The organism is Algorimicrobium algoritergicola, from assembly GCF_008086165.1.
GTDB lineage: Bacteria > Bacteroidota > Bacteroidia > Flavobacteriales > Flavobacteriaceae > Algorimicrobium > Algorimicrobium algoritergicola.
Genome location: NZ_VSKL01000001.1, coordinates 204,202 through 224,914, shown reverse-complemented (window position 1 = coordinate 224,914; position 20,713 = coordinate 204,202). Strand labels below are relative to the sequence as shown.

Genomic DNA, 20,713 nt, shown 5'->3' with positions numbered 1-20,713 from the left:
TTGTCAAAATTTTTTTAATCAATACAATAAAATTGGGTAGTAAAAATAAATTAAGACGTTTTAACGAAAACGAGACCTTTAAAAATGTTGTTCAGCCAACACGTGAGGAACTTGTAAATAAAGAATTTGCCTTAAAAGGACATTGGAATCGTGATTTTTTCAAAAATGAGAATCCTATAATTTTAGAATTAGGTTGTGGTAAAGGAGAATATACGACTGCTATGGCAGAAAAATATCCAAATAAGAATTTCATTGGTGTTGATATAAAAGGTGCGCGTTTTTGGCGAGGTGCTAAAACAGCTCTCGAAGATAATATGCCTAATGTTGGTTTTTTGCGCACGCAGATTGAATTAATAGATCATGCGTTTGCTGCTCATGAAGTTGATGAAATTTGGATCACCTTTCCAGATCCACAAATAAAATATAAACGCACCAAGCACCGGATGACGAATGCTGAATTTCTAGCACGTTATAAAACCATTTTAAAACCGGACGGTGTTATGAATTTAAAAACCGATAGCGAATTTATGCATGGCTACACACTAGGTTTACTTCATGGAGCAGGTCATGAGGTTTTATACGCCAATCATAATGTGTACAAACAAGAAGGAAGCCCAGAGGAAGTAACTAGCATTCAGACTTTTTACGAAAACCAATATTTAGAACAAAACAAACCAATTACGTATATTCGGTTTAAAATTAAAGATTAGTGAATATAACGCTTGTTTTCTTTGTTAGTTTTCTGACAACTTTCTTGGCAACCTTACCGCCAGGATTGTTGAACATGACAGCTGCTAAAATCAGCTTAAAAGAAAATCTTACTAGAGGAATTATGTTCTCTTTAGGCGCTTGTTTTATTATAATATTCCAGGCACTAATAGCAACGGTTTTTGCACGTTATTTAACTAATCATCCAGATATTATTGAAATTTTACGCATCGTAGCTCTAGTTATTTTCGCCTTATTAAGTATTTATTTTCTGTTTATAGCCAAGAGTACTGAAAAAGAAAAAAAAGATGTTGATGTTCGGAGTAAAACAAGTCGCTTTTTTCATGGTATGTTCTTGTCGTCTATCAATGTGTTTCCCATTCCATTTCAAGCTTATGTTGCTATTAGTTTGGCTTCATTTGGGCTATTAGAGTTTCATGGTATTGGTGTTGCTTCTTATGTAGTAGGTGCGTCTTCAGGAGCTTTTTCGGCTTTGTATATTTACATGATCTTTTTTGATAAAATTAAAGATCGGAAAATAGCATCTCAAAAAAGCATGAATTACCTGATTGGTCTTATAACTGGATTAGTGGCAATTGTTACACTCTTCAATATTTTAAAAGACCTATAATGAAACCAGAAACGCTTAATTTTTATGAGAAGGTTTATGAGGTTGCAAGGCAAATACCTTATGGTCGGATAACCAGTTATGGTGCTATTGCCAAATATTTGGGAGCAGCACGAAGCGCACGAATGGTTGGTTACGCTATGAATGGCTCACATACTAAAGATGTTCCTGCACATCGCGTAGTAAATAGAAAAGGGTTGTTAACTGGTAAACATCATTTTGATGGCACCAACCTCATGCAACAACTTTTAGAAAGTGAAGGTATTAAAGTTGTTGAAAATCAAATTCAGGATTTTGATAATCTTTTTTGGGAACCCATGAACGAGTTGTAAATAGTTCCTATTTTATTAGAAATCAGGAAATATTAGCGAAAAGACGTCGATAACCAAACCAAATCCAAGCATCAATCATTTCAATTAAAGCATTTCAAATTCTAAACAATTCACTGTATATTTGTAGTTTAGAATTATTCTCAATAAACAGGTAAGCAACTATTGTTAAAAACACATATAATAGCTGTTTTATCTTTACTAAATAGTATGGCAATGAAAATAGAAAAACAAGATATATTAAAAGCACTCGAAACGATAACTGTTCCTGGTGAAGGACAAAATATGGTAGCAAGTGGTGCTGTAAAAAATGTGATGACCTTTGGTGATGAGGTTATTGTAGATATTACCATTACTAACCCAACCCTACAAGCTAAAAAGAAAACAGAAGTTGAAATACTAAAAGCTATTCATGAACATGTTTATGAAAAAGCTAAAATCACTATTAATGTGAAGGTAGATGCGCCCGCTGAAAAACCTAAAAATGAAATTAAAGGAAAAGCCATTCCTGGTATTAAAAATATAATAGCTGTAGCTTCTGGAAAAGGTGGTGTCGGAAAATCAACTGTTACCGCAAATTTAGCCGTAACCTTATCTAAAATGGGTTTTAAAGTTGGGATTTTGGATGCCGATATTTACGGGCCATCCATGCCAATTATGTTCGATGTTGAAAACGAACGGCCTTTAGCAACCACGATTGATGGGAAATCTAAAATGAAACCCGTAGAAAATTATGGTGTTAAAATATTATCGATTGGCTTTTTTACACAACCAGATCAAGCTGTTGTTTGGCGTGGGCCTATGGCAGCAAAAGCATTAAATCAAATGATTTTTGATGCACATTGGGGCGAACTCGATTTTATGTTAATCGATTTACCTCCAGGAACCGGTGACATTCACTTAAGCATCATGCAATCGCTTCCAATTACAGGAGCGGTAGTTGTGAGTACACCACAAAATGTGGCACTTGCCGATGCTAAAAAAGGTGTAGCCATGTTTCAACAAGAAAGTATTAATGTGCCGGTTTTAGGCATTATTGAAAATATGGCTTATTTCACACCAGAAGAATTACCAAATAATAAATATTATATATTTGGTAAGGAAGGTGCTAAAAACTTGGCAACCGATTTAAATGTGCGTTTTTTAGGTGAAATTCCTCTAGTACAAAGTATCCGTGAAGCAGGTGATTTAGGGCGTCCTGCAGCCTTGCAAACAGCAACACTTTTAGAGAAAGCGTTTGAAAACATCACGAAAGATGTCGTGGAGGAAGTTGTAAAGCGAAATGATGATTTACCACCAACCGAGGCAATAAAAATTACTACCATGGCTGGATGTTCAGCCGTTAAAAAATAGGTTATGACCACAGAACAACTACGATTAAACATTGAAAAGGCATTGGATGAAATCCGTCCGTTTTTACAAAGCGATGGAGGCGATATTTCTTTGTTGTCTATTGAAGATGATAAACTTGTTAGGGTGCAATTAGAAGGCGCTTGTGTAGGTTGTAGCGTAAACCAAATGACCTTAAAGTCAGGTGTAGAAATGACTATAAAAAAATATGCACCACAAATAGAAGAGGTTATAAACGTAGAAGCTTAAGCGTCTGCCTACTGTTAGGTAGCTGGTCAGGCTGTTGCTGCTCCTTATCCAATACTAAAATCTTGGAGAGCTCTAATCCTGAAGCTTCGGGACACAACCTGATAAATATCATACTATTTAGCATATATTTATTAGAAATTTGTAACCGAAATTAAAGTTGAATAAAAAGAATTTCCCAAGGAATTGGGTAGGACTATGATCAAAACAGATATACTTATTATTGGCGCTGGGCCAACCGGATTATTTACCGTTTTTGAAGCTGGATTATTAAAGTTAAAATGTCATCTTATTGATGCATTACCACAAGCAGGTGGGCAATGTACCGAACTATATCCTAAAAAACCCATTTACGATATTCCCGCTTACCCAGAAATTTTGGCAGGCGATTTGACCCTTAAACTCTTGGAGCAATGCAAACAGTTTGAGCCAGGGTTTACGCTGGGAGAACGAGCCGAAACCATAGAAAAACAAGAAGATGGTAGTTTTATTGTGACGACCAATAAAGGGACACAACATCAAGCACCTGTTGTTGCTATTGCTGGAGGACTGGGTAGTTTTGAGCCGCGAAAACCATTGATTGATAATCTGGCGCATTTTGAAGATAAAGGTGTGGAATACATGATTAAGGATCCTGAGATTTATCGTGACAAAAAATTGGTAATTGCTGGAGGTGGTGATTCGGCATTGGACTGGAGTATATTTTTAAGTAATATAGCCAGTGAGGTAACACTTATTCACCGTAGAAATGAATTTCGTGGCCATTTGGATTCTGTTGAAAAAGTTCAAGAATTAAAAAATCAAGGAAAAATAAATCTGATTACGCCAGCTGAAGTCATCGGTCTTGTTGGGCATAATAAGATGCAAGCTGTGGTGGTTTCTCAACCAACCCAAATTGAAACAGAATATGAGGTCGAATGCGACCATTTTATCCCGCTTTTCGGGCTGTCACCTAAATTAGGTCCCATTGCAAATTGGGGTTTAGAAATTGAAAAAAATGCCATTAAAGTTGATAATGCTTTAGATTACCAAACTAACATTCCAGGTATTTTTGCCATTGGAGATGTCAACACGTATCCAGGTAAATTAAAACTAATTTTATGTGGGTTCCATGAGGCAACACTGATGTGTCAATCAGCTTATAAAATTATAAACCCTGGAAAACGGTATGTATTAAAGTACACAACCGTAGCTGGAGTAGATGGTTTTGATGGTACTAGAAAAGAAGCGCCAAAAGCTGTAGTAAAAGCATTCGATTAATAATATGTCTGATAGAAACGCAACCTGAAAATTTAAGATGGAACAAGATGTAAATATAACAATCATAGATCGTGAAGGTGTTTCTCATACTATTGAAGCACCAACAGATATGGCTATGAATCTCATGGAAGTTGTTCGTAGTTATGAATTAGCTCCAGAAGGAACCATAGGTATTTGTGGCGGCATGGCTATGTGTGCCAGTTGCCAGTGTTATGTTTTGAGTGATACACCTTTGCCGGAAAAGCAAGATGATGAGGAAGCTATGCTTTCCGAAGCATTCAATGTAAAAGATAATTCGCGTTTAGGCTGTCAAATTCAAATAAAACCTGAAATGGAAGGTTTAAAAGTACAATTGGCTCCCGCCGAATAAATCCATTAGTAAAATATAAGTGACATTTTTTTGTGCTTTTATGTCTGAAATTATAAATTCTTTAAGAGTCATTTATGGCATTATTTAAAATATTTGTAGATAAGAAAGGACTTTATCACTTTTTATTAAAATCAGATTCCAAACATATTGTTTTTATAAGTGTTGGGTTTTCTTCCAAAACAAATTGTATTAAACAAATTCAAACCGTTAAACGCAATTCGAAAAATGATCGGGCTTTTTCCCGTTTAAAATCGAAATACGGCAATCCCTATTTTAAATTTAGGAAAATTAAATCAGACGAAACCATTGGAGTGAGTGAGTTGTTTTTAAATAAAACACTTATGGAACGTAAAATTGAAGCCATTAAACAATCGGCAATTCATGCTCATATTGACAAATTAACCTATACTATTTAGTTTGGTAATCTATTAGTTTTCGTGGCCCTTCTAATAACACACGTACAACTCGTAATGTGCCATCATCTGTTGTTGCAATTTGCCATTTAATTAATGCTATTTCGCCATTTTCAATTTCAATACCAGTAATACTTCTAGGGAAAACACAAGAACCATCATTGAAAAAAGAAATGTCCTTTGGTTCTGGAAATCGTGGTCTGTGCGTATGACCTACAATAGTAATCAGATTGTTGTTTTGGGTAATCCAGTTTTTTATAAGCCTTTCAATTCGCATCAATTCCAAACGGTTTTTTGCAGGGCTTGTAGGGTTTGAAATACCCATGACATTCAATGGTTTCCAAAGTACGCGAACCAAAAACCTGCTCCATTTCCAAAAGGTGTAATTCCACCAATCAGCTTGATGACCATGGGTTAAAAAAAGGGCTTGTTGTGTTTCTGAATGTTTTAAAATTATCGCCTCATTAATTTTAATATCAGGAAATAAAGGCTCCTCCTTTCCGGTTATGGGGTCAAAATAAGTGGATAAGTGCTTTTTAACATAATTAGGGTCTTTGTAAACCATGTCATGATTTCCAAAGAGTAGATGCAAGCGGTTATTCTTGTAGAATTCTTTGAGTAAGAGATACACATGTTTGTGTGCTTCAAAAATGGTTTTGAATGTTCGGTGTTCCCAAAGTTCATCACCATCACCTAATTCAATATAGGTGAACCCTTCAGCATAATAATGTTTTAACGCGTGAAAATAGGCGTTTTGGTTGTTGGCAAAATCATCAGCAAAACTATTGTCGCCTCTATGGCAATCACTAAATAGCACAAATTTAGAACGATCATCAAAATTGATGATTTTTGCTTCTTTTAAAGCTCTGTCTAAACGTTTTTTGCTGGATATCATAACGTAAAAGTAAACAAAAAGCTTTAATTGTATTTTTGTTAATCGCTAATTAATGATGACCTAATAGTTTCTTCTCAATATATAGTAATACGATTTCCATAATTTATATACAAAAGTGAAAGAGCTTTCAACTTCAATTACTAAAAATAACACCTTGATTATTAGTCTCTTTATGGTTTTGTTATTATTTTTACCCAACTGAACATTAATTATTAAGTACAACTAGGGTCCATAATGATATTTTTAATCAATACAAAAAACACGTGAAATTAGAACAATTTAGGAGTTTAAAGGGTAAAAAAGTTTTAATTACTGGAGGTGCCGGATTTATTGGAAGCAACCTCTGTGAAACTTTATTAAAATTAGAGGCACAAGTAACGTGTTTAGATAATTTTGCAACAGGTCATCACTACAATATTGAGCCGTTTTTAAAGCACCCAAATTTCAATTTTATCGAAGGTGATATACGCAATTTGGAAACTTGTCAAAAAGCTTGTAATAATCAAGATTTTGTGTTGCATCAAGCAGCTTTAGGTTCGGTGCCAAGATCAATTACAGATCCTATAATAACGAATGCGGTTAATGTAAGTGGATTTTTAAATATGCTAGTCGCTGCCCGAGATGCTGAAGTTAGTCGTTTTGTATACGCTGCCAGTTCATCAACTTATGGTGATCATGAAGCTTTGCCAAAAGTTGAAGAAACGATTGGGAAACCTTTATCCCCGTATGCTATTACAAAATACGTAAATGAACTCTACGCCGATATTTTTTTTACAACATACGGTTTAAACACAATAGGATTACGTTATTTTAATGTTTTTGGAAAGCGCCAAGATCCTAACGGTGCTTATGCCGCCGTAATTCCATTGTTTGTTAAGCAGTTTATGAAACATGAAAGTCCTATAATAAATGGTGATGGTACTTATTCTCGCGATTTCACGTTTATAGATAATGTGGTGCAAATGAATTTATTGGCACTTACTACTACAAATGAATCTGCTTTAAATCAGGTTTATAATACCGCGGTGGGAGACCGAACAACCTTACTGCAATTAACCGAATTACTCAAAAAGCACTTATCTAACTATGACGCCGAAATAGAGAATGTTAATATAGTTCATGGTCCAAAACGTTTAGGTGATATTCCGCATTCACTGGCATCCGTAGATAAGGCAAAAAGCCTATTAAATTACAAATCGAGTCATAAATTAGATAATGGTCTTAAAGAAGCTGTTGCTTGGTATTGGGAGAATTTAAAATAAAAATGCGCTCATTATTAAGTGAACGCATTTTTTTCTATTTAAATTAATACTAAAACTATTTCGAGCTAAAAGTGAAATAATTTCAGACTTTTTCTTTTTTATTTAAAAGCATTCAAACCAGTCACATCCATTCCTGTAATCAATAAATGAATGTCATGTGTACCTTCATAAGTAATAACACTTTCAAGGTTCATGGAATGACGCATAATAGAATACTCACCTGTAATTCCCATACCACCTAACATTTGACGTGCTTCACGGGCAATATTGATTGCCATATCCACATTATTACGTTTTGCCATAGATATTTGTGCAGACGTAGCCGTTCCGTTTTCACGCATGACGCCAAGTCTCCAAGCCAATAATTGTGCTTTGGTGATTTCGGTAATCATTTCGGCTAATTTTTTTTGTTGCAATTGAAATTGTCCAATGGGTTTACCAAATTGTATACGTTCTTTACTGTAACGTAAAGCAGTATCATAACAATCCATGGCTGCACCAATCGCTCCCCAGGCAATACCAAAACGTGCTGAGTCTAGACAGCCTAGTGGTGCTCCTAATCCAGATTTGTTTGGTAATACGTTTTCTTTAGGAATTTTTACATTATCAAAAATAAGTTCGCCAGTTGCAGATGCACGCAGCGACCATTTATTGTGCGTTTCGGGAGTTGTAAAACCTTCCATACCGCGTTCTACAATTAATCCGTGAATTCGTCCTTCTTCATTTTTAGCCCAAACCACAGCTATTTGACAAAATGGGGCGTTGGAAATCCACATTTTTGCGCCATTTAAAAGATAGTGGTCACCCATATCTTTAAAGTTTGTTGTCATGCCGCCAGGATTAGATCCATGATCAGGTTCCGTTAATCCAAAAGAACCAATCCATTCACCAGACGCTAATTTTGGTAAATATTTTTTACGTTGCGCTTCGTTACCATATTTCCAGATTGGGTACATGACTAAAGATGATTGTACAGAAGCTGTACTTCTAACCCCAGAATCACCACGTTCAATTTCTTGCATGATTAAGCCATAAGAAATTTGATCCAATCCTGCACCACCATATTCTTCTGGAATATAAGGGCCAAAAGCACCAATTTCTGCTAATCCTCCAATAATAGATTTTGGGAATTCTGCATTTTGTGCAGCTTCTTCAATTATAGGAGACACATCGCGCTTCACCCATTCTCTAGCAGCATCACGTACTAATTTATGTTCTTCTGTTAAAAGCTCATCCAAGTTATAATAATCAGGAGCTTCAAATAAATCTGGCTTCATATTAATTGTTTTGTTATAAATGTCTAGCAAAGATAATGAAAACGTTTTCAGTCAACAATTTAATGCTCTTTTTTTCAGCGTTTAAAATGGGCGTTTTATGCTCTATAATTGCGCAAAATTAAACGAGAAACAGATCACCTTTCTTTTTTCAATAAATAGGCATAAGGCTCCATGCCTTCGGTATGGTCAAAAATAACTTTCAATACAGCTATTAAAGGCAAAGAAATTACGGCACCAACAACACCCCAAAGTATGGAGAATAAAATAATTCCAAATATGGTTATAAAGGGATTTAAATTAATTTCGTCTCCTATAACCCAAGGTGTCAGCACGTAATTTTCAATTAATTGTGCTGCTGAAACCACACCAATAACTATTAACGCTGGTGTTGATCCTGCATATAAATAGGAAAGAATAACCGCAACACCACCTCCAATTACATTTCCTACATAAGGTACTATGGAGAATAGTGCAGCAAACAGTGCTAAAAATAAAGCATAAGGAACAGATCCAATTAGAAATCCAATATAGTAGATGCCGAAAAGGAATAACATAATTTTACCCTTCCCAACAAAATAGTTTTTTGTGATTTTTGCTGAATTCACTAAAAGTGAGCTCATAGCTTTATCATTAGAAGATAGCTTTTTGAAAAAATTAATAAATTGCTTCTTTTGCATTAGAAACAGAATGATATAAACGAAAATAATAAGAGATTGCGAGAGTAAACTCATTAAAGAAGATAAGAATGCACTAGCTAAATCTTCAGCTTTTTGAACTAATTTTTTATTGTTGTCTATATAATCTTTATAATTCCAATTCAGTTGCTCATTAGTCCATTGTGAGAAAATATTCAGTTTTTCTGTTGCTTTTTCTTTCATGGTTGGCCAATCCTCTGCCATATTGTTTATTTGAGAACTTACAAGCCAAAAGAGCAAGGAAAATACAGTGAGCATTAATAAAATGGCTATTGTAATAGCTAACCAATTTGGTAATCCCCAACTTTTAATTTTTTTTACTGGAATATCCAATAAAATGGCAATAATAGCAGCTACTAATAATGGCATAATTAAGCTTTGCCCAAAATATAATAAGGTCAGAATACCACCAACAAGTAAAAGTGTTTTTATTTGGTTTAATGCAGATATTTCTATTTTAGGTGTGCTCAAAATTGGAAAGAATTAGATAGTTTAACTCTATAAAACTACGGTAAAAATTAGCGAATATTGCATAACATTGAAAATTTACATGTTCAGATAAAAATCTTTTGTAAGCGTCACATAATCATCTGTGTACTGATGTCTTCCGGTTTCAATGATAAGATGCGTTTTTTCTGACATCGTTTCTGTCCGTGTAAAACGGATTAAACTGCGTTTAATTTCGGAATTGGGATTTCCTTGAACATGTGTTAACCGATTGGGAAACAATTTAAAAGTTGCCGCTAAACCTATAAAGTTAGCTTCTTCTTGATAAGGAATAATCACTGAAAACTCACCTGCTTCAGAAAGCAACTTGGAAACACCTGCTAAAAGATGCGCAAATGGCATAGCATCTTGAAATCTAGCGGTGTCGCGTTGCTGGTTATCCGTTTTGAAGTCTTCTGAATAGAAAGGTGGATTGGAAATGATGAGGTCATATTGGTCGTCAATTTCATCAACAAACTCCTCCAAGGATGCATGGTAACAAAAAAGTCTGTCTGCCCAAACGGAGTGTTCAAAATTATCGACACATTGTTCATAAGCGTTATCATCAATTTCAAGAGCATCTATAACTTCGGCAGAACTTCTTTGTGCTAACATTAATGCCAAAACCCCTGTGCCTGCGCCAATATCTAAAATAGAGAACGGATGGTGTTTAATAGAAGCCCAAGCGCCAAGTAATACCGCATCTGTGCCAATTTTCATGGCGCAACGGTCTTGGTTTATTTTGAACTGCTTGAATTTAAAAATTGACATATGAAGGAATTATGGTTTCATTTGCTAAAATATTCTTAATTGAGAAAACAAGCAGGCTTTAATAATGTAAATTTACCATCGAATATAATTATTTATGATAGTCCCAACTTTCCCTAGTAATGAAAAGCAAAGACAACATGCTGTAGAACAGTATAATTTATTAGACACGCTGCCCGAAGCTAGTTACGATGAAATTACGTCTTTAGCATCTTTTATAACAGATGCACCTATTTCTTTAATTACCTTATTAGATAACGATCGGAATTTTTTTAAATCTGCTCATGGCTTTCCAGATACTGAATCTCCTAGAGATATGTCATTTTGTGGTCATGCTATTATTTCTGACCATCCCATTACAATCATTGAAGATGCACGAAAGGACGCACGGTTTAAAGACAATCCTTTAGTTGTAAATCAAAATGCTGTTTTTTATGCAGGTGTTCCTTTAGTAAATCTGGAAGGTTATAGATTAGGAACGCTTTGTGTTTTTGATACAGAGCCGAAAACACTAAATGATAAACAAATAATGACCTTAAAGGTTTTGGCCAGTCAGGTCATGCGTTTGTTTGAACAGCAGTTAGTAAATTTGAAATTAGAGAACCTGAAAGAAGAGTTGCTGATAAGGAATGAAAACTTAAAGAAATTTGCTAATGTTGTTAGCCATGATTTAAAGTCGCCGTTGGCAAATATGACGTCTTTAATCGATTTAGTGGAGTCAGATTTTGAAAAATACGCCTCTCCGGAGTCTCTTGAGTATTTGCAGCTATTAAAGGACTCTTCAAGTTCGTTAAGGCATTACATTGATGGTTTGTTAATGTTTTATAGTTATTCTGAATTAGAAAAGAGTGGTTCAGAAACATTAGATTTTGATGAGTTTATGAACCATATAAAAAATCTATGTCAAATAGATTCTGAAGAAGTTGTATTTAATTACACGAAAGATGTGGGTGAGATTATTGTAAATAAATCTGCTTTATCACAAATATTGGTAAATTTAATTTCCAATGCTGTTAAATATAATGATAAGCAACAGACCAGGATTGATGTTTCTTTTTCAAAAAATGAAACGGATTATATGTTTGAAGTAAAAGATAATGGACCTGGTATTCCATTAGGTGAGGAAATAGCAGTTTTTGATTTATTTTCAGTTTATGGTGTAGATAAATACGAAAATAAAGGTACAGGAATTGGTTTGGCTACCGTAAAAAAACTCGTCGAGAGTTTGGGCGGGCGAATAACCGTATCAGCTTCAAAAGATGGTGGTTGTGTGTTTGTCTTTAACTTAAAGCGGTTGGGTAATTAATCTAAATACAAATCAATCAAACCCTCTGGAGTATCTAATATAATCTCCTTATTAGCTTTATCCACTTTTACAATAAAAGCATCATTCATAGGGATTAAAATTTCAGTACCATCTTTATCAATTTCAAAAAGTGCTTGTGCAGTTGTGTCATTTATAGATGTTATAATACCAACATTTCCAAAATTCACATCGGTTACTTTAAACCCAATTATTTCATGGTAGTAGAATTTATCACCTTCTAATTTTGGTAAAAGATCTAATGGCAAATAGATATCACACTTTATAAGGGAGTCGGCATCAGCTTCCGTATCAACATCCTCAAAACGCACACGCAGTAAATCGGATTTATGGAGTTGAGATGATTCAATAAAAAAAGGCACTAAATTATTGCGTAAATCCACAAACATCGCGTCTAGATTTTCATATAAATCAGGTTCATCAGTATCTAGCTTTATAAGTAGTTCACCTTTAAAACTATATTTCGATACTATTTTTCCTAAATAAAAACAATCTTCTTTTTTCATATTTATGGTATTGCCCTTGGATTCCGATCGTTATCGGGAGGTAGTCTCACAAAACTCTTATAAATTTTATGTAATAAAAAACCCAGACTTATAAAGTCTGGGTTCAAAAGTATAAAAAATTTTGTTTTTTATTCTTCTTCTTTTGAAGCATCTGCTTCAGCAACAGGAGCATCTTCAGTTACTTCTTCAGCAACTTCTTCTACTACTGGTGTGTTGGCAGCAATACGCGCTTCATTAGTTGCTTTTTCAGCTTCTAATGCTTTTGCTTTTGCTTCAGCTTGAGCAGTTGTTAAACCTTGCGATTTAGCGTCTACCTTACCAGCTTTTTCTTCTAACCAAGCCGTGAATTTAGCTTCAGCTTGTTCTTCTGTTAAAGCACCTTTTCTAACACCACCGGCAAGGTGATTTTTCAACATAGCACCTTTGTAAGATAAAATACCTTTAGCAGTTTCAGTTGGTTGTGCACCATTCTGTAACCATGTAACGGCACCATCAATATCTAACTCAATAGTTGCTGGGTTGGTGTTTGGATTATAAAAACCTAATTTCTCTAGGTATTTACCATCTCTTTTTGCTCGTGCATCGGCTGCTACGATCCAGTAATAAGGTTTTCCTTTTTTACCGTGTCTTTGTAATCTAATTTTAACTGACATAAAAATTAATTAGTGAGGTTCGCGACCTCGATTATTAATAAGGGTGCAAATATACTATATTTTTTTGAAATTTAATTAGTTATGGAAAATTCTATTTCTTATAATTTTTATTCTATTTTTGAGTTCTCATTTTAGTACAATAAACATAAAATCATGAAAAAATTATTTGTTTTAGCCCTAGCATTTATAACTGTTTTTAGTTGTGGTGATGAAATTGAATTTAATACACCTGCGCTTCAAGGTAAAAAAGATGGTGAGCGTTGGAAGGCCTTATTTTATAACGCGAGTTTTAATGATGCCGGAAAACTTGTTATTACAGGTGGTGACAATTTTGAAGCCATTACCTTAAATGTGTCAGATTTGGCTATTGGTAATTATCCACTTGGCGTTGGTAATTCAAGCCATGCCGAATTCATAGATTTAGAAGATGTTGCCTATTCTACAAATAATGAACCGGATCTAGATTTTAGTGTGTATCCTCCCGATGGTTTAATAACTATTTCACGTTATGATGCAGCAAATAATACCGTTTCAGGTGAGTTTTATTTTAATGCCTATTCCAGTTCTGGCTTAAAAACGGTAAATTTTAGTGAAGGCGTGTTTTTCGATTTACCGCTTCCAATAGGATCTGGTCCTAATATAATGTCATGTGATGATGCGATTGCTCAATCTGAAATTGCCAAAGAATTATATTTAAATACTCCAACAACTTCAGATGATTATTCTGCAAATTGTAATGCGTATAAACAAGCCCTAATCAATCAACAAATTGCTTGTATAGATAGTACTGGTGAAATTCAAGCCATTATAGACACCTTAATTTGTAATGATGACGATGGTGATGGCCTTCTGTCCGTAAATGAGGATGAAAATGGTGATGGCGACATAACGAACGATAACACAGATGGTGATGAGTTTCCTAATTATCTGGATGACGATGACGATGGCGACTCGGTATTAACCATGAACGAAGATGTTAATGATAATGGCGATTTGAGAGATGATGATACAGATGGTGATATGATTCCAAATTTCCTGGATAATGATGATGATGGGGATTCCTTAAACACAATTCTCGAGGATGTTAATGGAAATGGCGATGTTAGAGATGATGATACAGATGGTGATACAATTCCAAACTATTTAGATAATGATGATGATGGTGACGGGATTCTTACCATTGATGAAGACGCCAATGGCGATGGTGATGTAACCAATGATGACACGGATGGCGATACTATTCCAGATTATTTAGACGATATGTAAGGTAATTCTCATAAAAAAATTAACAAACGCGGCTCTTTAGTCGCGTTTTTTGTTAAAAAGAGCTAAAGTTTCAAAGGTTTCTGCCTGTATACTTGACTTCAGCCCTTATATCTCTTATATTAAAGTAGATGTGAAACAATACGCATCTATAAAGAACCTATTGAAATTTAAATGACAGAGATATTATGATGAAGTTCACAGAAGAAATTTCAAACAAATTAAACGAATTATTAGTAAAAAATTATGATGCCGAAAAAGGATACATCAATGCCATGAATAACGTGGATAATCCTGAAATAAAAATGTTTTTCAAGCGAAGAGCTACCGAGCGTAGCCAATTTGCTAAAGAACTTCGAACGGAAATCCTTCAATATGGAGAAATTCCAGAAGATTCAGGAAGTTTTAAAGGTAGCATGCACAGAAATTGGATGTCGTTGAAATCAACGTTTACAACCAATGATACCGAAGCCATTTTAGAAGAGGCCATCCGAGGTGAAAAAGCAAGTTTAGAAGAATATAAAGACATTCTGAAAGACCGAACTTTGCCGCCAAGTATAGACTCCTTGCTAATCAAGCATAAAAATGCGATTCAAAGTGCTATTAACACGGAAAAAGTTCATGAAGAATTGGTATCCTAATCTAAATCATAATTATAAGTAATCAATTACAACTTGAATGTATTTAAACTGTAATTGATTCAGAAAGCGCAACTGGAAACGGTTGCGCTTTTTGTTTGGTATAGGTCGTAACTTATATTTTTATAGAATATCAATCCTCTCTAATCTCTAAAAGTCTCGAGTCTCTCGGGACGTTCTAAAATCTACAGACTCATTGTTTAAAATTGTTTATAACTTCATTTTAAAAAAGCATTAATTCTACGTAATTTTATAGTCTCATTTTTTTCTACAAATTCATAATTATTTTCGGTATTTTGAACTGGTTTTAGTTCATATTAACAACAAACCATAAACCTTCCTAACGGCAGGCAGGCAACTTAATAACAAACAACAGATGTACTTAATTTTCGATACAGAAACAACTGGCTTACCAAAACGTTGGGATGCACCAATTACCGATACCGATAATTGGCCAAGGTGTATTCAAATTGCTTGGCAGTTGCATGACGACATGGGAAACTGTATTGAACACCAAGATTATTTGGTAAAACCAGACGGTTTCAATATTCCTTATGATGCCGAAAAAATTCACGGTATTTCTACTGAATTAGCTCAAGAACAAGGATTGCCTTTGCAGGCCGTTTTAGAAAAATTTAATGACGCGTTAAACAAAACCAAATTTGTAGTTGGACAGAATGTAAAATTCGATCTCAATATTATGGGAGCTGAATTTGTTCGTGGTAATCTTGAAAATAAATTACAAGAATTACCAGTTTTAGATACCTGTACGGAACATACGGCTAGTTTATGTCAATTGCCTGGTGGTCGTTATGGGAAATTTAAATTACCAACATTAACAGAGTTACACCAATTTTTATTTAATAAACCATTTTCGGAAGCGCACAATGCCACCGCCGATGTGGAAGCAACTACCCGTTGTTTTTTAGAATTAATTAGACGTGAAGAATACACCAAGGAGCAGTTAGATGTTCAACCGGATTATTTTGAAAAATTCTCCAAAGCGAATCCGCAGGTAATTAAACTGATTGGTTTAAAACACATCAATTTAAAACAAGCCAGCGCCAAGATTCGTGAGCAGATTTTAAAAACCCAAGATGATGGTTTATCGGCTCAAGAAATAAAAGAAAATATTTCGGAGTTAAAAGCTGTTGATTTTGTGCATTTGCATAACCATTCGCAGTTTTCAATTTTACAATCAACCATCAGCATTCCAAAATTAGTAGCAGTTGCAGCCGAGCATAATATGCCAGCCGTAGCGCTAACGGATCATGCGAATATGATGGGTGCTTTTCATTTTGTAAAAGCGGTTAGCAATCATAATAAAAACATTCAAGCAAAAAATAAAGAAGCTGAAGCGCTTGGCGAACCCGCAAATTTTCAAGAAATAAAACCCATTTTAGGTTGCGAATTTTTTGTGTGCGAGAATCATACCGATAAATCTAGAAAAGACAATGGCTATCAAATTGTTTTATTGGCAAAAAGTAAAAAAGGCTATCATAATTTAGCCAAGTTATCATCCCATGCCTTTGTGGATGGTTTCTACTATTTACCGCGAATTGATAAAAAACTCATTCAACAATACAAAGAAGATTTAATTGTCCTTACCGGAAACTTATATGGTGAAGTGCCAAGTAAAGTTTTAAATATCGGTGAAAACCAAGCTGAAGAAGCTCTACTTTGGTGGAAACAAGAGTTTGGAGACGATTTATACATTGAAATTATGCGTCATAATCAGGAAGATGAAAATCGGGTAAATCCGGTTTTAATTGAGTTTTCCAGAAAGCATAATATTAAATTAGTCGCCAGTAATAATACCTATTACGCCAAAAAAGAAGATGCCAATGCACACGATATTTTACTCTGTGTAAAAGATGGTGAAAAGCAAGCAACACCAATTGGTCGTGGACGTGGTTACCGTTTCGGGATGCCTAACCAAGAGTATTATTTCAAGTCATCAGAAGCTATGAAGGAACTCTTTAAAGATGTTCCAGAAGCCATTAGCAATATTCAAGAAGTTGTTGATAAAGTGGAGGCTTATGAGTTAGCACGTGATGTGTTATTACCTGCTTTTGATATCCCCGAAGAATTTAAAGATGCTGCCGATTTAACAGATAAAGGCAAGCGTGGTGAGAATGCATTTCTAAGACATTTAACGTATGTAGGTGCCAAAAAACGCTATGGTGAAGAACTTACTGAAGAAGTAACTGAACGTTTGGATTTCGAATTAAGCGTTATTCAAAACACGGGGTATCCAGGTTATTTTTTAATTGTGGAAGATTTTATTCGCGAAGCGAGAAAGATGGACGTGTCTGTTGGACCAGGTCGTGGGTCTGCTGCTGGTTCTGTGGTTGCCTATTGTTTGTGGATTACCAATATTGATCCGTTGAAGTACGACTTGCTTTTTGAGCGTTTCTTAAATCCAGATCGTGTGAGTATGCCAGATATCGATATCGATTTTGATGATGAAGGTCGAAGTCGCGTTATGGATTATGTCATTAATAAATATGGAAGCAGTCAAGTAGCGCAAATTATTACCTACGGAACCATGGCAGCCAAATCCTCCATTCGAGATACCGCTCGTGTATTGGATTTGCCACTTTTTGATGCCGATAGGATTTCAAAATTAATTCCTACCATGTCCAAGTTGAGTAAGATTTTTGGCATGAGTGAAAAGGAATTAAGTAGTAAATTCCGCTCGGAAGATTTAGAAAAAGTGAACGAACTTTTAAATATTTCTGAAGGATCTGACTTGCAAGCTGAAACCGTTAATCTAGCGCGAATACTAGAAGGTTCGGTGAGAAATACAGGAATTCATGCCTGTGGTGTGATCATAACACCAGATGATATTACCAAATTCGTTCCCGTTGCAACGGCTAAAGATTCCGATTTATATGTCACCCAATTTGATAACTCGGTTGTTGAAGACGCTGGATTATTAAAAATGGATTTCTTGGGTTTAAAAACGCTAACCTTAATTAAGGACACCGTTAAAATTGTCAAAGCCAAACACGATATTTTATTGGACCCAGATAGTTTTCCATTGGATGATGAAAAAACATATGAGTTATTTCAACGTGGTGAAACGGTAGGTGTTTTTCAGTATGAATCACCAGGCATGCAAAAACACTTAAAGGAATTAAAACCGACAGTTTTTGAAGATTTAATTGCCATGAATGCCCTGTACAGACCAGGTCCTATGGAATACATACCGAGTTTTACAAAGCGTAAACATGGTAAAGAAGATATTGAGTACGATTTACCAGCCATGGAAGAGTACTTAAAAGAAACCTACGGAATTACAGTTTACCAAGAGCAGGTTATGTTACTCTCGCAAAAACTAGCCAACTTTACCAAAGGTGAAGCCGATGTTTTGCGGAAAGCCATGGGTAAAAAGCAAATTACGGTTTTGGATAAAATGAAACCAAAATTTATTGCTCAAGCCGAAGGAAATGGTCACGATGCTAAAAAGTTAGAAAAAATTTGGAAGGATTGGGAAGCTTTTGCAAGTTATGCCTTTAACAAGTCGCATTCCACATGTTACGCATGGATTGCTTATCAAACCGCATATTTAAAAGCCCATTATCCAGCCGAATATATGGCAGCTGTATTATCTAATAACATGAATGATATTAAGCAGGTATCTTTCTTTATGGAAGAATGCAAGCGCATGAAATTGCTTGTTTTGGGTCCGGATATTAATGAAAGTTATTATAAATTTTCCGTGAACCAAGATTATGCCGTTCGTTTTGGAATGGGCGCCATAAAAGGTGTTGGCCATGGCGCTGTAATGACCATTGTTGAAAATCGTAATGAAGGGGGACCGTTTAAATCGATTTTCGATTTTGCCAAACGTATTGATTTACGAGCAGCTAATAAACGGGCTTTTGAGAATTTAGCACTTGCTGGCGGTTTTGATGGTTTTTCAGACACGCATCGCGCGCAATATTTTCATGATGATGGTGATGGTATTACCTTTTTAGAAAAAGCTATTAAATATGGCGCCAAACATCAAGAAAATGAAAACTCGGCGCAAGTAAGTCTGTTTGGCGAAGCCAGTGATGTGCAAATAGCAGAACCAGAAGTGCCACCTTGTGAGGAATGGGGAACCATGGAAAAATTGGCTCAAGAAAAAGAGGTGGTTGGTATTTATATTTCGGGCCATCCGTTGGACGATTTTAAAATTGAAATGAAAACATTCTGTAATGCGGAATTAGCCTTATTAGAAAATATAGAACCCTACGTAAATCGGGAATTGACTTTTGGTTGCGTGGTGACCGATGTGCAACATCGGGTGAGTAAGCAAGGGAAAGGTTGGGCTATGTTTACGGTTGATGATTATACCAATAGTTTTGAATTCCGAATTTTTGGTGAAGAATATTTAAAGTTTAGACACTTTTTACTGAAGAACTCTTTTGTTCATGTTAAGGTATTTGTTCGAGAAGGTTGGATTAAAAAAGATACAGGTGTACGTGGTGAGCCGCGAATTCAATTTAATAGTTTTCAGTTGTTGCATGATGTGATGGATACCTATGCCAAGAAACTATCCATCCAACTAAATATAACCGATTTAGAAGAGTCGAAAATACGTCAATTACAGAATTTATTTCGTAGTCATGTTGGTGATCATGCGTTGAATTTTATTGTGTATGACAATGAGGAACAGATAAAATTAAATATGCCGAGTAGAAAGCAAAAGGTGCAAATTTCGCAAGAGTTGTTATTAGAATTGGAGCGCAATGATGTATTTTATAAGTTGAATTGATGTGTCATACGGCGCGCAGTTGAAGTGCTTTAATAGACTTGCTTTAAATTATTGAGGATTTCGGAAAGACTAAAGAGAAAAGAGTAAAGAATAAAGAAGAAAGAAAACAGATTGAGTTCAAAATATGGAAGATGTCTCAATCTTGTGAATTATTTCGTCGAGGAATTGTTTTTATAGCTAAATGTTAGATTTTTTGAACCATGAACTTTCAACGTTCGGTTTCCGTGTAAAGGATAGAGTACTTGCTGGAGCTCTCCCGATTTTTTCATCGGGAAGCGACGTACGAAAGCCTGACGCTTTGTAGTGACAACGGAAAAGGGATACACCCAAATAGTTAGTATAACTGCAAGTGATGTAGCCATAAACAAAACAAATTGTCAGGTTGTAAGCTTTGGCAGAATTTTTGACTAATATTGCATAGATGTCTGTTTTCAGGCAGTTAAAACTGAAGTATAACATATTAAATTTAAATATTATGGCATTAGAAATTACAGATGCAACGTTTGAGGAAACAGTATTAAAGAGTGACAAACCTGTAATGGTTGATTTTTGGGCTGCTTGGTGTGGACCATGTCGTATGGTTGGACCAATCATTGACGAAATTGGCAAGGAATACGAAGGTAAAGCCGTTGTTGGTAAGGTAGATGTTGATGCAAATCAGGAATTTGCTGCCAAATACGGAGTGCGTAACATTCCTACGGTATTAGTTTTTCAAAACGGTGAAGTAGTAGGTCGTCAAGTTGGTGTTGCACAAAAAAGTGCTTACACGGAAGCTATTGACGCGCTTTTATAGACGTATTTAGAAGCTAGAAATAAAGGCTAGATTCGAGACTAAAAGATAAAATAGAAAAGGTTTGCTGTTATGGCAAACCTTTTT

The 20,713-nt window shown here is 35.2% G+C and carries 20 protein-coding genes; 14 read left to right on the top strand and 6 right to left on the bottom strand.

From position 1 onward, the window contains the following. The first annotated feature begins 32 nt into the window (after positions 1–32). From trmB to ES675_RS01135, 8 genes are all read left to right on the top strand, one after another. The gene (gene trmB / locus ES675_RS01170) at positions 33–710 is read left to right on the top strand and encodes a tRNA (guanosine(46)-N7)-methyltransferase TrmB (protein WP_066250849.1); all 678 of its coding nucleotides are present in this window, start codon (positions 33–35) and stop codon (positions 708–710) included. After that, positions 710–1,339, top strand: a complete 630-nt coding sequence (locus ES675_RS01165; protein ID WP_066250743.1) for a LysE family transporter — start codon at positions 710–712, stop codon at positions 1,337–1,339. Before trmB ends, ES675_RS01165 begins: the two co-directional genes overlap by 1 nt. Further along, on the top strand, positions 1,339–1,668 hold the full coding sequence (locus ES675_RS01160) for an MGMT family protein (RefSeq protein WP_066250741.1): 330 nt from the start codon (positions 1,339–1,341) through the stop codon (positions 1,666–1,668). Before ES675_RS01165 ends, ES675_RS01160 begins: the two co-directional genes overlap by 1 nt. 213 nt (positions 1,669–1,881) lie before the next feature. Continuing rightward, positions 1,882–3,018, top strand: coding sequence for an Mrp/NBP35 family ATP-binding protein (locus ES675_RS01155; protein ID WP_066250844.1), 1,137 nt, complete (start codon positions 1,882–1,884; stop codon positions 3,016–3,018). Between the two features lie 3 nt (positions 3,019–3,021). Further along, a complete protein-coding gene (locus tag ES675_RS01150) occupies positions 3,022–3,264 on the top strand; it encodes a NifU family protein (protein ID WP_066250737.1) in 243 nt (80 codons plus the stop codon). Between the two features lie 195 nt (positions 3,265–3,459). Continuing rightward, a complete protein-coding gene (locus ES675_RS01145; protein WP_066250731.1) occupies positions 3,460–4,521 on the top strand; it encodes an NAD(P)/FAD-dependent oxidoreductase in 1,062 nt (353 codons plus the stop codon). A 37-nt stretch (positions 4,522–4,558) separates the two neighbouring features. Continuing rightward, a complete protein-coding gene (locus ES675_RS01140) occupies positions 4,559–4,891 on the top strand; it encodes a 2Fe-2S iron-sulfur cluster-binding protein (protein WP_066250728.1) in 333 nt (110 codons plus the stop codon). 74 nt (positions 4,892–4,965) lie between these two features. Next, entirely contained in the window at positions 4,966–5,307 is a 342-nt protein-coding gene (locus ES675_RS01135) for a YegP family protein (protein WP_066250725.1), read from the top strand. Here ES675_RS01135 and ES675_RS01130 read toward each other — a convergent pair. Continuing rightward, positions 5,300–6,199, bottom strand: a complete 900-nt coding sequence (locus ES675_RS01130; RefSeq protein ID WP_066250724.1) for a metallophosphoesterase — start codon at positions 6,197–6,199, stop codon at positions 5,300–5,302. The two genes, ES675_RS01135 and ES675_RS01130, sit on opposite strands and share 8 nt — an antisense overlap. Before the next feature lie 263 nt (positions 6,200–6,462). Here ES675_RS01130 and ES675_RS01125 point away from each other — a divergent pair, with 263 nt between their 5' ends. Beyond that, positions 6,463–7,461 (top strand): SDR family oxidoreductase, encoded by a 999-nt coding sequence (locus ES675_RS01125; RefSeq protein ID WP_066250721.1) that lies wholly within the window; start codon positions 6,463–6,465, stop codon positions 7,459–7,461. A gap of 98 nt (positions 7,462–7,559) precedes the next feature. Here the strand turns inward: ES675_RS01125 and ES675_RS01120 are convergent, their stop codons facing one another. From ES675_RS01120 to ES675_RS01110, 3 genes are all read right to left on the bottom strand, one after another. Then, positions 7,560–8,738 (bottom strand): acyl-CoA dehydrogenase family protein, encoded by a 1,179-nt coding sequence (locus ES675_RS01120; RefSeq protein ID WP_066250718.1) that lies wholly within the window; start codon positions 8,736–8,738, stop codon positions 7,560–7,562. A 134-nt stretch (positions 8,739–8,872) separates the two neighbouring features. Then, positions 8,873–9,904 (bottom strand): AI-2E family transporter, encoded by a 1,032-nt coding sequence (locus ES675_RS01115; protein WP_148367196.1) that lies wholly within the window; start codon positions 9,902–9,904, stop codon positions 8,873–8,875. Positions 9,905–9,979: 75 nt separating this feature from the next. After that, entirely contained in the window at positions 9,980–10,690 is a 711-nt protein-coding gene (locus tag ES675_RS01110) for a tRNA1(Val) (adenine(37)-N6)-methyltransferase (RefSeq protein ID WP_066250714.1), read from the bottom strand. Between the two features lie 94 nt (positions 10,691–10,784). On the opposite strand from ES675_RS01110, the gene ES675_RS01105 reads away from it, so the two are divergent. Then, positions 10,785–11,993 carry a sensor histidine kinase gene (locus ES675_RS01105; protein WP_066250711.1) on the top strand — a complete coding sequence of 403 codons (1,209 nt, stop codon included), beginning with the start codon at positions 10,785–10,787 and terminating at the stop codon, positions 11,991–11,993. On the opposite strand, the gene rimM is transcribed toward ES675_RS01105, so the two are convergent. Beyond that, positions 11,990–12,517, bottom strand: a complete 528-nt coding sequence (gene rimM, locus ES675_RS01100) for a ribosome maturation factor RimM (protein WP_066250707.1) — start codon at positions 12,515–12,517, stop codon at positions 11,990–11,992. The genes ES675_RS01105 and rimM overlap by 4 nt on opposite strands. 128 nt (positions 12,518–12,645) lie before the next feature. After that, on the bottom strand, positions 12,646–13,170 hold the full coding sequence (locus ES675_RS01095) for a 30S ribosomal protein S16 (RefSeq protein ID WP_066250702.1): 525 nt from the start codon (positions 13,168–13,170) through the stop codon (positions 12,646–12,648). A gap of 153 nt (positions 13,171–13,323) precedes the next feature. Here ES675_RS01095 and ES675_RS01090 point away from each other — a divergent pair, with 153 nt between their 5' ends. The 4 genes from ES675_RS01090 (at position 13,324) to trxA (ending at position 20,629) form a co-directional block, all read left to right on the top strand. Then, positions 13,324–14,436: a DUF6252 family protein gene (locus tag ES675_RS01090; protein ID WP_066250698.1), complete on the top strand. Its 1,113-nt coding sequence runs from the start codon at positions 13,324–13,326 to the stop codon at positions 14,434–14,436. A gap of 188 nt (positions 14,437–14,624) precedes the next feature. After that, on the top strand, positions 14,625–15,074 hold the full coding sequence (locus ES675_RS01085) for a ferritin-like domain-containing protein (protein ID WP_066250696.1): 450 nt from the start codon (positions 14,625–14,627) through the stop codon (positions 15,072–15,074). A 373-nt stretch (positions 15,075–15,447) separates the two neighbouring features. Further along, on the top strand, positions 15,448–19,836 hold the full coding sequence (dnaE, locus tag ES675_RS01080) for a DNA polymerase III subunit alpha (RefSeq protein ID WP_066250693.1): 4,389 nt from the start codon (positions 15,448–15,450) through the stop codon (positions 19,834–19,836). Positions 19,837–20,311: 475 nt separating this feature from the next. After that, complete coding sequence (trxA, locus tag ES675_RS01075) at positions 20,312–20,629, top strand: thioredoxin (RefSeq protein ID WP_066250841.1); 318 nt, start codon at positions 20,312–20,314, stop codon at positions 20,627–20,629. Positions 20,630–20,713 lie beyond the last annotated feature (84 nt).

Coding starts and splice junctions, on each gene's coding strand:
- ES675_RS01090 (WP_066250698.1), top strand. CDS start 13,324: ATGAAAAAATTATTTGTTTTAGCCCTAGCATTTATAACTGTTTTTAGT.
- ES675_RS01085 (WP_066250696.1), top strand. CDS start 14,625: ATGAAGTTCACAGAAGAAATTTCAAACAAATTAAACGAATTATTAGTA.
- dnaE (WP_066250693.1), top strand. CDS start 15,448: ATGTACTTAATTTTCGATACAGAAACAACTGGCTTACCAAAACGTTGG.
- ES675_RS01120 (WP_066250718.1), bottom strand. CDS start 8,738: ATGAAGCCAGATTTATTTGAAGCTCCTGATTATTATAACTTGGATGAG.
- ES675_RS01130 (WP_066250724.1), bottom strand. CDS start 6,199: ATGATATCCAGCAAAAAACGTTTAGACAGAGCTTTAAAAGAAGCAAAA.
- ES675_RS01145 (WP_066250731.1), top strand. CDS start 3,460: ATGATCAAAACAGATATACTTATTATTGGCGCTGGGCCAACCGGATTA.
- ES675_RS01150 (WP_066250737.1), top strand. CDS start 3,022: ATGACCACAGAACAACTACGATTAAACATTGAAAAGGCATTGGATGAA.
- ES675_RS01160 (WP_066250741.1), top strand. CDS start 1,339: ATGAAACCAGAAACGCTTAATTTTTATGAGAAGGTTTATGAGGTTGCA.
- ES675_RS01140 (WP_066250728.1), top strand. CDS start 4,559: ATGGAACAAGATGTAAATATAACAATCATAGATCGTGAAGGTGTTTCT.
- ES675_RS01110 (WP_066250714.1), bottom strand. CDS start 10,690: ATGTCAATTTTTAAATTCAAGCAGTTCAAAATAAACCAAGACCGTTGC.
- ES675_RS01095 (WP_066250702.1), bottom strand. CDS start 13,170: ATGTCAGTTAAAATTAGATTACAAAGACACGGTAAAAAAGGAAAACCT.
- trxA (WP_066250841.1), top strand. CDS start 20,312: ATGGCATTAGAAATTACAGATGCAACGTTTGAGGAAACAGTATTAAAG.
- ES675_RS01105 (WP_066250711.1), top strand. CDS start 10,785: ATGATAGTCCCAACTTTCCCTAGTAATGAAAAGCAAAGACAACATGCT.
- rimM (WP_066250707.1), bottom strand. CDS start 12,517: ATGAAAAAAGAAGATTGTTTTTATTTAGGAAAAATAGTATCGAAATAT.
- ES675_RS01155 (WP_066250844.1), top strand. CDS start 1,882: ATGAAAATAGAAAAACAAGATATATTAAAAGCACTCGAAACGATAACT.
- ES675_RS01135 (WP_066250725.1), top strand. CDS start 4,966: ATGGCATTATTTAAAATATTTGTAGATAAGAAAGGACTTTATCACTTT.